This is a genomic window from Pseudomonas fluorescens, assembly GCF_001648775.1.
GTDB classification, from domain to species: Bacteria; Pseudomonadota; Gammaproteobacteria; order Pseudomonadales; family Pseudomonadaceae; genus Aquipseudomonas; species Aquipseudomonas fluorescens_M.
The window spans coordinates 509,106-520,762 of record NZ_LVEJ01000010.1 but is presented as its reverse complement, the minus strand read 5'-3'; the positions used below and the strand labels follow the sequence as shown (position 1 = coordinate 520,762).

The 11,657-nt window shown below is 59.3% G+C and carries 9 protein-coding genes; all 9 read right to left on the bottom strand.

Going from position 1 to position 11,657, the window contains the following annotated elements; translation table 11 throughout:
- Positions 1 to 118 precede the first annotated feature (118 nt).
- The 9 genes from A8O26_RS12360 to A8O26_RS12320 all read right to left on the bottom strand — a co-directional run bounded on the left by A8O26_RS12360 (position 119) and on the right by A8O26_RS12320 (position 11,656).
- Complete coding sequence (locus tag A8O26_RS12360; protein WP_064118250.1) at positions 119 to 478, bottom strand: DUF6124 family protein; 360 nt, start codon at positions 476 to 478, stop codon at positions 119 to 121.
- Between the two features lie 483 nt (positions 479 to 961).
- Complete coding sequence (locus A8O26_RS12355; protein ID WP_064118249.1) at positions 962 to 3,181, bottom strand: hypothetical protein; 2,220 nt, start codon at positions 3,179 to 3,181, stop codon at positions 962 to 964.
- A gap of 343 nt (positions 3,182 to 3,524) precedes the next feature.
- A complete protein-coding gene (locus A8O26_RS12350; protein ID WP_064118248.1) occupies positions 3,525 to 3,884 on the bottom strand; it encodes a DUF6124 family protein in 360 nt (119 codons plus the stop codon).
- A 657-nt stretch (positions 3,885 to 4,541) separates the two neighbouring features.
- Positions 4,542 to 7,496, bottom strand: a complete 2,955-nt coding sequence (locus A8O26_RS30065) for a hypothetical protein (protein WP_216637707.1) — start codon at positions 7,494 to 7,496, stop codon at positions 4,542 to 4,544.
- Positions 7,497 to 7,710: 214 nt separating this feature from the next.
- Positions 7,711 to 8,469, bottom strand: coding sequence for a PIG-L deacetylase family protein (locus tag A8O26_RS12340; RefSeq protein ID WP_064118246.1), 759 nt, complete (start codon positions 8,467 to 8,469; stop codon positions 7,711 to 7,713).
- A 181-nt stretch (positions 8,470 to 8,650) separates the two neighbouring features.
- Entirely contained in the window at positions 8,651 to 9,310 is a 660-nt protein-coding gene (locus A8O26_RS12335; protein ID WP_064118245.1) for a glycosyltransferase, read from the bottom strand.
- Entirely contained in the window at positions 9,307 to 9,906 is a 600-nt protein-coding gene (locus tag A8O26_RS12330) for an SAM-dependent methyltransferase (RefSeq protein WP_064118244.1), read from the bottom strand. The genes A8O26_RS12335 and A8O26_RS12330 overlap by 4 nt, the downstream gene beginning before the upstream one ends.
- The gene (locus tag A8O26_RS12325; RefSeq protein ID WP_064118243.1) at positions 9,903 to 10,661 is read right to left on the bottom strand and encodes a PIG-L deacetylase family protein; all 759 of its coding nucleotides are present in this window, start codon (positions 10,659 to 10,661) and stop codon (positions 9,903 to 9,905) included. The genes A8O26_RS12330 and A8O26_RS12325 overlap by 4 nt, the downstream gene beginning before the upstream one ends.
- On the bottom strand, positions 10,658 to 11,656 hold the full coding sequence (locus tag A8O26_RS12320) for a hypothetical protein (RefSeq protein ID WP_064118242.1): 999 nt from the start codon (positions 11,654 to 11,656) through the stop codon (positions 10,658 to 10,660). The genes A8O26_RS12325 and A8O26_RS12320 overlap by 4 nt, the downstream gene beginning before the upstream one ends.
- Position 11,657 lies beyond the last annotated feature (1 nt).

The window sequence follows — 11,657 nt, the reverse complement described above, 5'->3', positions numbered from 1 at the left end:
ACTCTCACAGTTTGTCCGCATTACTTCACTGCCTGCCTCTGCTCCCCTGTGGGAGCGAGCCTGCTCGCGAAGGGGCCAGAGCTGACCCCGAGTAACTCAACAAGTATTCACGCCCGAATCACCCTGGCAACTCCAGATTGTCCAGCGCCCGATTCACCGCCAGCTCCCCGAGCATAATCAACTGCGCAATCCCCAACAGCGTCCGGCGCTGCGACGCAGGTATGAGATTGGCGAAGTCATTGGCGATGGTTCGGGCTGAGGCGAGTGTTTCGCAGGCGTTGGCCAACAGTTCCTCGTTTTTGAAGTCGGCGGTCACGGCGTACATCGAGCGGGTTTTGCGTTGAATCGGAGGGGAGCCGGGCGGGCAGAGGTAGTGGTCGAGGGCGCGGTCGGCGGCTTCGTGGAGTTTTTTTGAGTTGAGGGATTCGTAGGGCGAGGTGGCGTCGGTTTCGGGTGGGTTGGGTGTTGGTTTGATCATGGTGAAGCTCCGTGGTTGATTTAGCCGCCACGGCTCATCGCTAAACAAGTAAAGGTGGCGGCTGTACGCAGGTTAGCGATCCGGGTCACAGAAACCCCGGGTAGACCCGAAGGTCTCCCGCGCACAGCCACCATGACGCCAAATGCAGAACGACAAGAACTGCAATTGAGACTGGGGTTGTTACGTCTGTAAGGTGTCGGATCGCTAAACCCGATCGCTGATTCGTCAGCGACCGACCCACAATAGAACCCGCACCCAAGGCGCACAAGCCGGCGGATTCTGGCTTAGCTGTAGGCAAAGGCGCAAGGTTGTGTAGCCTTGAAGGCGTGTCTGGAGGTGTCTTTTAAACGCGGTGGTTTAAAAGTATCGCAAACTGCGGCAGCTTCAGTATTAAGCAATGTGAAGCTGCCGAATGAAACGATGTTTTATTTGTTAATTCTAATGGCTACATGTTTAAAATTTTCACGGGTATCGGTTTCAGGGTTATGGGGTAAGTTCGAAGCTGTCCAGAAAGCAAGCGCGATTTTGGTTTAGGTTGTTGTCAAATTCTATTCTTTTTATTCCTGGTTTGGAGAAGCTTATTTGAGTGAGGCTGCGTTGGTTTAGCTCTATTTTTTCTAGGAAGTTACCCTCAGAGTCAAAGCTCTCAGCAATAACTATTAGATTCGCGTGATAATACCAGAACGTAACCTTGGAATAAGAAAACTTAAAGTCCATTCGCAATTTTGCTCTGGTTTCGGTTAGTCCTAGTACTATAACGTATCCATCGATCTTTCCAGGAAATGGGTTGCTTTGCGCTATTTGTTGTCGCTCGGTGGACGGCGCTATGGTTGTGAGTATCATGCTGTTGATATCAACGGGACTGTTGATAGGAAGTATGCGATGGCCTACTGATGAGAAGTCCTCGAATGTTGGAATAGCAAACGTTTTGATGCTGTAGCTGCGTAACGGAAGTCTTACTGCCGACTCCTCTGTACTTTGCTTGTCAAGCCCAACCCTAACAACGACAGTGAGTTCACTGCGGTCTTTCAACTTACGCAGCCAATTGACGTCCACCGGGATTTCCAATCCATCAGCTGAAAGATGCGGCTCGCCCGTTTTGATTGGCAGGCTGACAGGGCGACCATCATAATCAATGCCGTCAAGTTTCAACCAAACCGGCAATCCTTCAGTTTGAAACGACCACTTGGCAGCGAATATTTTCGCGTCATCGGTTAGTTTCATGACATCCAGTACGACGCCGGTTTCTCCAGCAATATTGGGTATTGGCAGCCGCGAATCGCCATCCGCAATTCTCAGCACGCTAAACGTCATCGGCGGAGACTGCCCAACCCGCCCACCGTCCCGATTCAAATTCCACCGCAGTTCAATCGTCTTCCCATGCCGCGCCGCCAGATACGCCTGACTCAACAACGTATTCACCCGCTTGTTGCTATTGAACTGAACCAGCGGAAACGGTGGCGAACCTGGTAGCGCATCCTCCTCCCACAACCGCCCTCTGTCCTCCGTCCGTGCCGCTAAATGTTCAAACCTGACGGTAACTCCAGCAGCACTCGCCAGCACATCAATCGGAGTAACGGCCGGGGACACCAGAAACGGCGGTAACAGTTCGATGGTCGAGGCGCCAACCACCTCAGCGATGGCCGGCGTCGAAGTGGCGATGGTGGCGCCATTCCGGATCAATGCATAGGTCATCCTCACGCTGCTGTTGGCCACGACTTTGGCATTGGGAATGTCCCAGGCCAGTTGCGTGCCCACCTGCGTCACCGGCAGTGTTTGCTCATGACTGGCGACTGGGTTGCCATCAAGTTCGGCGGTGAATTTAAGGTAGATGGAATCCCCGACACTCCACAGCGTTTCCACCAGATGCACCAGGGCCCACAGCGGGCCGCCCTTCATTTTTGCGAGGTCGACGATGGCTGGGTCGTCGTTGTTTTCGGTGGGGATTTCGCGCAGGACCGCCACTGGCAAGGTCAGACGATTGAGGTGCACATCGACGAATACCGAGTTCGACCAGGTCGGTGGGCCGGAGGGATTGCTCAGGTAATCGGCCACGCGAAACTTGAACTCGAAAGTCGGATCGTCGCCACCCTGTTCCAGCACGGATCGCGGGATCGGGATGACTACATTTTGCGGGAGCGGGGGCAGTGGCGCCGTGCTGTCCGGCTGCAAGGTGTGGCGGATTTGCACGCCGTTGCAACTGACGATGATCAGGTCATACCACTGCATGTTCTGGTAGCTCAGCGTGACGGCGACCTTGTCTGCCTCAACGGGGCCGATGTTTTTGTGGCTGACGCTAAGGTTCAGTACGGGCGGGGTGTCGCCGGGTGGCGAGGTGCGGTGCAGGAGGATGAGGTCTTTGGTGGAGTCATCGTTGCCAGAAGTGCGTCGAATGGTGAATTTGATGCGATTCAAGGCCTTTTGAAAGAGACCCGGCGGGATGCGCAGGGGCGTGTCGTCTTGTTCCTTGCCTTTGGCGATGGTGGTGCTGGTGATGAAGTCGTCATTCAGCCAAAGTTCTAGCCGGTCGTGTTCCGCTTGGTCCAGATACGCCAGCATCAACACCAGAAAACCATCCGCTTCATTGGCATCTTTGATGCCCAACCCGCCATGAGCGGTTAAATCGGCGGGAACCAGTTCGATCATCTTGGGTGCATTAGGCAGCGAGAGAGAAAAGGCTTGGATCGTGCGGGTGCTGTTCATGGGTATCTCCGGGCTGAAGGAGGTAAGGCCTTGGAGACATCTAATGCGCGAATGGGGGTGGCGTCACCTGTCAGATCTGACAGGTGAATACGGGTTTCGGATGAGTGGTTATGGAGATCAAAGCTGAAACGACAAAAACCGCCGTCCTGAATAAAGGGGCGGCGGTTTTTTTCTGGCTGACGACAGGCGTTGCCTGTAAGTCAGCCTTCGCGAGCAGGCTCGCTCCCACACGTCCGGTGGTGTAACAGAGATTTATGAGCGGCACAGATCCCTGTGGGAGCGAGCCTGCTCGCGAAGAGGCCAGCACTGGCTCCAGATTACTCAGCGACTATTCACACCTGAATCACCGCGGCAACTCCAGATTATCCAGCGCGCGATTCACCGCCAGCTCCCCGAGCATAATCAACTGCGCAATCCCCAACAGCGTCCGGCGCTGCGACGCTGGTATGAGATTGGCGAAGTCATTGGCGATGGTTCGGGCTGAGGCGAGTGTTTCGCAAGCGTTGGCCAGCAGTTCTTCGTTTTTGAAGTCGGCGGTCACGGCGTACATCGAACGGGTTTTGCGTTGAATCGGAGGGGAGCCGGGCGGGCAGAGGTAGTGGTCGAGGGCGCGGTCGGCGGCTTCGTGGAGTTTTTTTGAGTTGAGGGATTCGTAGGGCGAGGTGGCGTCGGTTTCGGGTGGGTTGGGTGTTGGTTTGATCATGGTGAAGCTCCTTGAGATGTGGAGCCGTCATCCATTGCTGCTAAACGGATAGGGTGGCGGCTGTACGCGGGTTAGCAGACCAGGCTCAAGGATCCCGGCGCACCGAAGTGCCCCACGCAAAGCCGCCATAACGTAATGGCGATACTCGCGTGCCTTGAAATTTGCCGAGCTGCTAAACCCGATCGCTGATTCGTCAGCGACCGCACCACAATAGAACCCGTCCCCAAGGCGCACAAGCCGGCGGATTCTGGCGTAGCTGTAGGCAATGGCGCAAGAATTTGTAGCCTTGAAGGCGTGTCTGGAGGTGTCTTTTAAACATTCAAGTTTAAAAGGCAAAAAGTCGGGCGAAGATCTGGGGGAAACGTGGTCTGTCCTTGAGGAATCCCCCTTTATCAGTGCCGGTCAGGTGGCTCCGGGTCTATTTCCAGCTTTGTTATTCGGCTAGCCCACACGTTGTTCGAACGTCCATCAAGCATCGAACATCTTGAGCACCGAAGGCAGAAGCGAACGGAGCAGAAGGCAGCTCAAGACTGCCTTCTGCTATGACACAGGTTTTACCGGACACTAGTGATGCAGCGCGTGGGAACGATCAGTCATAGATGAAACAAAAGGGGGAAATAAAACCGTCCCTGGTATCCCTATTATCCGCCCCGTTAATTACCAGACAAAGTTAATAATCCAAGCGTCCGACGATAGGCGTGTCCGATTGTCCGTTAATACGAAATTGGCACGGCCCTTCAAGTTGTAAAACGAAGATTTAACAATCCAGTTCGTCGAGTTTGCAGCAATAGTAATTCCGGTACCGCCTTCTTGTGGAAGTCTGTTCAGAATAACTGTTCCGGCTGGACCAGCCCAACCAATAATATTAAATATATAATCACCCCCTCCTGCATATACAGTTGTTCCACTCGGAATGGGCAATCCAGTGTTTGCATTAAAAACCGACGTAATTCTCGGAGCAATCGGCACAATCACAGTCCAAACCTGCGAAGCAGCCCCCGAGCCGTATAAGGCTTTGACTGTAAAACTGTGATTCCCAACGCGTAGATTTGGTACCGTCTGGGACCAGATTCCTGTCGCCGCGTCGGCGAAGGGCTGGCCTTTGGACGTTGTGCCGTCGAGTACATCGACTTTTTGTCCTTTGGCGGCGGTGCCGGTAAGGATCACCGTGGTATCGCGAGTCGTTCCGCCTGGAGGAATATTGGCTCCGCTCGGCGAGCCTTTGACGGTCGTGATGGTGGGGGCCACTGCGGCCGTCACGGTTAACGTCCTGACCGCCGATTCGGCACCCGTGCCATACAAGGCCCTGGCCTTGAAGTTGTGTGCAGCGACAGTCAGGCCTGACACCGACAACGTCCACACGCCGGTGGTGGCATGGGCCGGCGCTCGACCTTTGGAGGTGGCGCCATCGAATATCTCGACTTCCTGGCCATTGGCGGCGATCCCGGACAGCGTGACGGCGGTTTCTATCGTGGTTCCGTTCTGCGGAATCTCTGTGCCGCTCGGCGAGCCTTTCACGGAGGTGAGCGTAGGCGCGGTGGCGGCCGTCACGGTCAGCGTTCTGACCGCCGACTCGGCACCTGTGCCGTACAAGGCCCTGGCCTTGAAGCTGTGAGCGGCGACCGTCAGGCCTGACACCAATAGCGTCCAGACGCCTGTTGTGGCATTGACCGGCGCTCGACCTTTGGAGGTGGCGCCATCGAATATCTCGACTTCCTGGCCTTTGGCGGCGGCCCCGGACAGCGTGACGGCGGTTTCTATCGTGGTTCCGTTCTGCGGGATCTCTGTGCCGCTCGGCGAGCCTTTCACGGAGGTGAGCGTAGGCGCGGTGGCCGCCGTCACGGTCAACGTCCTGACCGCCGATTCGGCACCTGTGCCGTACAAGGCCTTGGCCTTGAAGCTGTGCGCGGCGACCGTCAGGTCTGACACCGGCAACGTCCACACGCCGGTGGTGGCATTGGCCGGCGCTCGGCCTTTGGAGGTGGCCCCATCGAATATTTCGACTTCCTGACCTTTGGCGGCGACCCCGGAGAGCGTGACGGCGGTTTCTACCGTGGTTCCGTTCTGCGGAATCTCTGTGCCGCTCGGCGAGCCCTTGACGGAGGTCAGCGTCGGTGCCACCAGTTCCACAGCCTTGATGGTGTAAACCCGATCCGGAAACACCACCGCATTGGCTTCAAGGTTGCTCTTGTCCAGCGCCACTTTGTATTTGATGGTCAACGTTGTGCCGTGTCCCAGTTGCTTGAGATAATTGTTGGCCAGCGCCGCAGGCCAGAAACCCTGACTGACCCAGGTGTCATTGACCTTGGCCGGGTAGCCGGACCAAAGCGTCAGATTATGCGCCGTACCGTCGGCTTTTTTGCCGAGCAGACTCAGCCAGCAATGTTGACCCGCTTCCATCAAAGTATGCAGCAAGGCATGAATGGTGGCGTTTTTAGTACCCAGCGCGATGATGTCGAGGACGTTACTCGCATCGGCTTCGATGATTTTCGGTGGGTTCAGGGCCGTCGCTGGCAGCGGCAAAATGTTCAAAGTCAGTGGTGGTGACGTGGTGGGTACGCCGTCGCGCTCAATCACATAAGTGACGGTGACCGTCTTGCCCAGACTGTAAGCGAGCACCGAGCGCGGCACGGCAATTTCCAGCCCGGCGCTGACCAGGCGCTGAGGGCTGGTGTAAGACGCTGCCGGCACCGCAATCGCCCCAGCCCAGGTCACGCTTAACTTGTCAGGAGGGAGCAGTGGCCCTTGCGGCACCAGCACCCGGATTTCCGGTTGGGTCGGGCTGAAATTGTTACCGGATTGGCCCCGCACAGTAGGCGGTAACAGGGTCAATTGGCTCAGATGGATACCCAGCCTTTTTTCCGGCGACTTGCTGCGGTTACCCAACTGATCGATCACGTAAAACTCGGCCACTGCACTCGGATTGTCGCCGGCTTTCTGAAAGGCATCGGTGAAGAGTTTTTGCACGATGGGCGTGGGTAAGTCGGCGGCGTTGAAGCGGATCGTCGTATCACCCAGCAGAAACTCGATGCGACTGTAGTCGCGACGATTGGAAAAGGTAAACCCAAACTCCACGCCCTGCGCTGCGCGTGCAGCATCGACGCCATTCGTGAGGACGTCGGGCGGAATCACCAAGTCCAGTCCCTCCGCGATGCGCAGGTAATACAGCACAAACAAATCCCGCGAGGGTTCGACGTTACCGCTCGGACGGGTGACCTTGTAATACAGACGATTCTTGCCTTGGTCCAGGCGTCCATGGGGCAGGTAGAGGCGAATGCGCAGATGCTCTTCGCCGGCGGCAACGGTCTTGCCGGTCGCCGGTGTCGGATCGTCGTTGACGTACAGGTCTACTCGATCATCGGCGGCCATGGTCCAGGATCGCAACAGCATCTCTGTCGGCGGATCTACCAGAATTTCCAGGCCTTGAGTCTGATAGTCGTAGAGTGCTTTGGGGATGCCGCCATCGGCGATGCCGTCCGGTTGCACCGGGGTCACCCAGCCCGGAATGATCACCGGGTACAACGTAAACAATTGGTTTAACTCGGAAGACTGGATGTCCATCATTTTCTCCTGGTGGGTAATGAGCCTTGAGCCCTTGCGGACGAGGTTCATCACACATCAGGATGCAGTGGTTGCCTACTGTCAGATCTGACAGGTGAGGGCCGTTTCCAGATGAATGGTCATGGATGTCGAAGCCTGAGAACGACAAAAACCGCCGTCCTAGCTAAAGGGGCGGCGGTTTGTTCGATCTGATGGCAGGTGTTGCCTGTAAGTCAGCCTTCGCGAGCAGGCTCGCTCCCACAGGGTGCTGCGCTGCTGCAGAGACTCAGACAAAAACGATTTCGTAAGGCAACCGCATCCGCTCCAGAAGCACCGGCGGCAACATCGGCGCAATGCCGATCGCCGGTTCGCCCTTAAGCTGACTGGCGTAGGCATGGGTGGCGTGGCTTTTGCGCGCGACGGTCCAGGTGTCGAGGCGCAGTTTGCGGGCGCGTTCCCAAGGGATCAGTGTGTGTTCGCGCTCCGGCCAGTGCCAGGCCCAGACCGGCACGTCGTGGAAGGTGGCGCCGGTCAGTTCTGCGGCTCTGGCGCTGGCGCGGCCGACCGCTTCATGGTCGTCGTTGCCGTCGCCGCGCCAGGTGCTGAAGACCACGTCGCCGGGGCGCAGGTAGCGGCTGATGAATTCGGTGAGTTGATCGGCCTGATCGCTCAAGGCGTTGTCGGTGAAGCCGCCGCGCACCCATTTCAGGCTGTGCATGGGCAAGCCGAGGCGGCGCAGGGCTTCGACGCTTTCTTGCGGGCGGAACACGCTCAGGCGTTTTTCCGACCATTGCCGGGAGCCGGGGTGGCTGGCGCTGCCATCGGTGATGGAGAGCAGTTGCAGGGGGTGGCCGAGGCTGGAGAGTAATTGCAGGAGGCCGCCGCAGGTCACCACTTCATCACCCGGATGCGGGGCGATGACCACCGCGCGAGCGCCGTCGGGGACCAGGCTGCGGGTGTTGATGACGGGGATGTTGTCGATTTGTCGGGCGCTGTTCCAGATTTGCGCCGGCAGGCTGTTTTCGCTGAGGGATAACGGTTTCATGGGTGCGACGTCCTTGTTGTATCTGGCCCTCAGTCGGAGGCAGGGCAGAGATTGCCGGGCGCCGACCCTTGAAGGCGGGTTGATTGCCTTGCGACGCTCCGAACCCTGGATTGCCGCGCAGCAGAGTATTGCTGATGAACCTGAATTCGTCGCGTCACAGATCAATCTGCGCCGGTTTTTTTTATTCCATCTGTGCCAGTTGTCGCAAATAGTCGCCAAACCCGCCACGTGCGCGGGCGTCCAGACGCGCGCTGGTGTGAACCTGCGGACGGTGGCTCCAGGCGATGTTGGCCCCGGACAGCTCCAGTTCGCGCACTAACTGCACATCTTCGTCGCACACCAGCGGTTTAAAGCCGCCGGCCCAACGATAGGCGTCAGCGCTGATGCCCAGGTTTGCCCCGTGAATATGCCGATGGCCATCGCGGGCCTGATAGTGGCGGTGATAACGAATCTGCGCGGCCTGATCAAACGACTCATGCCAGTGTTCGACGGTCACTGTGCCACAAACCGCGTCGGCGCCAAGCCCCAGTTGTGCCACCAGCCAGTCATCGGCCACGCGGCTGTCGGCGTCCGAGCAGGAGATCCAGCGCGCGCCACGCTCGAGCAACAGCCGCGCTCCGGCGGCGCGCGCCTGGCCGACGTTGCGCGCGTCGATGCTCAGACTCAGCACCGGATAGCCGCTGACAATCTGCGCCGAGCGGTCGGTGCAGCTGTCGAGCACCACCAGCACTTCGACCGGCTCGCCGGCGAGTAGCCCGTGTTTACTGGCCCGCAGCGCGGCGGTAAGGCACTCATCGAGCAGGTCTTCTTCGTTATGCGCGGGAATCAGAATGCCGATCATCGCAAGCCCTCCAGTGCCGCCACGGAGCGCGGTTCGCGGCTCCATACCTCAAGGATGAAGTCCGCTTCCTGATGCAAAACCAGGCGCGGCAGGTGTAATTGTTCATGGATCAGGTCATGCACCTGCCGGGCGTTCAACGGGCAATCTTCGATGGGCGGGCGCCAGTGACAGGCCAGTAATTGGCCGTCTGCGCTCAGGGAATCACTGATGCGGCGCACCACTTCTGTCAGATCTTTGCCATCGAGGTAGTAGCCGATCTCGCTAAATACAATCAGATCGAATTTTTCCTCCGGCCAGTCGCCGGGAAGTCGGTTTTGCCGGACTTCGGCGTGGTCGAACAGGCTCAAACGGGTGCGCGCCAGATTGACCGCCGCGCTTGCGGTGTCGCAACACAACAGGCGGTCACAGCGCGCCGCCAGTTCCGCGCTTAACTCGCCATTGGCACAGCCCGGTTCGAAGATCGCCCGATAGCGTGCACGCGGCAGGGCGGCGAGGGTGATTGCGCGTTTGCGTTGCTCGTACCAGCGTTGGCGAAACGCCCATGGGTCGTCGTTGCCGGCGAACAGGCCTTCGAAGTAACGATCGTCGACACTCATAGAAACACCACTTCGAAGGGTTGCAGCAGGCGATCGATCACGTAAGGCGCCAGTACCGGCGCGAGCCCGGCGTCGGGGTCGCCTTCCAGTTGGCTGGCGAAGGCGTGCACCGCGTGGCGTTTGCGCGCGACTTGCGCCGGCGTCAGGGCAATCTTGCGCGCCCGGTGCCACGGCACGCCGGCGTCTTCGGGAGCGGCCCAGTGCCAGGTCCACACAGGCAGTTCATGGCAGGTCGCGCCGATCCGCCGAGCCGCCGCAAGACTGGCGCGGCCCACGGCTTCGTGATCGCCATGGCCGTCCTCGCACCATGTGGTAAACACGACGTCGCCGGGGCGCAGATGACTTTCGATGAAGTCGCTCAGCGCGTGTTCCTGCGCGGCGACCTGCGTGTCGCTGAAACCGCCCCGCAGCCATTTCAACCGATGCATCGGCAGGCCGAGGCGGCGCAGCGCTTCGGCGGATTCCTGCGGGCGCACCACGCTGAGCCGCTCGACCGGCCAGCGCGCGGAACCGGGGTGGCTGGCGCTGCCGTCAGTGACCGAAATCAGCTGTAAATCCCGGCCGGCGTTCGCCAGCAATTGCAGCAAGCCACCGCAGCCGAGCACCTCGTCGTCCGGGTGTGGGGCGACGATCACCGCGCGCGAACCGGGCGGCACCAGTTCAAGAATGTCGATGTTGGGCACCTCGGCCAGATGCCGCGAGGCTTGCCACTGATGCAACGACGTGCCTTGGCCGACGATTGGATTGCTTCTCATAGCGACCAGACCTCGGCGGGTTGTTGCGCGATCAATTGGCCGAGCGCGGCCAGATCGCGCTCGGCATGACTTTGCCGCAGGAATACCGGCAGGTCGGCGACCAGTTGCGCGAAATGGCGGTCCTTGCAGTAAGGGCCGGCGCCGAGTGCGCGACCGACTTCGCGGATCACCTGCTCCACAGACTGCTCGACCACCGCGCGGGCACGGCGGGCGAGCAATTCGGCGTTGTCATCGGGGTGCGCATCGATTTGCAAAGCGCTGAACCGCAGCACATCGGCGGCGGCCTGCAACGCACTGTCGACGGCGCCGAGGTGGGCGAGGGCGTGCGGCTCTTCCCGCTGCGCCGAGTGTTGGCGCAAGCGTGCGGCGATCTGTTGCGCGACGCCGTACCAGCACGCCGCAATGCCGATCCCGCCTTGCCAGAAACCCGGCCGCTGCAAGTAATCGCCGGGATTGCCGATGGCCTGAGCTTCGGCGCCTTCAAATAACACCTCGACGCTGCCGGTGGCGGCCATGCCCACGGCTTGCCAGCCTTGATCGGTGACGCTCACGCCGGGTTGGTCGAGTGCCACGGCGACCAGTTGCTGCTGGTCATGGGCGTCCCACGCCGTGAGCAACGCATGGCTGAGCACCGCTGCGCCAGAACACCAGGCCTTGCGCCCGTTCAACGTGACCATGTGCCCGTTCGGGCTGACTTTCACCCGCGCTTGCGGCGGCTCGGCGGCCCACATGCCCCAGGTACTTCCCGGGGTTGGCGAGCCACCGAGCTGTTCGATGATCGCCAGTGCATCGGTGTGGCCTTCGTAGAGTTTGCACAAGCCCAGATCATGCCCGGCGACGTCGGCCAGACGCTGGAAACGCTCCAGCGTGTGGCCGCTGCCCGGCAACGGCAAACGATCGAGGCCGGCCTCGACCAATGCCCGCAGGCACCCGCCGAGGGCTACGGTGTCGGGATAATCCGTTGGGCGGCGGGCCAGATAACTGTGCAGATCCATA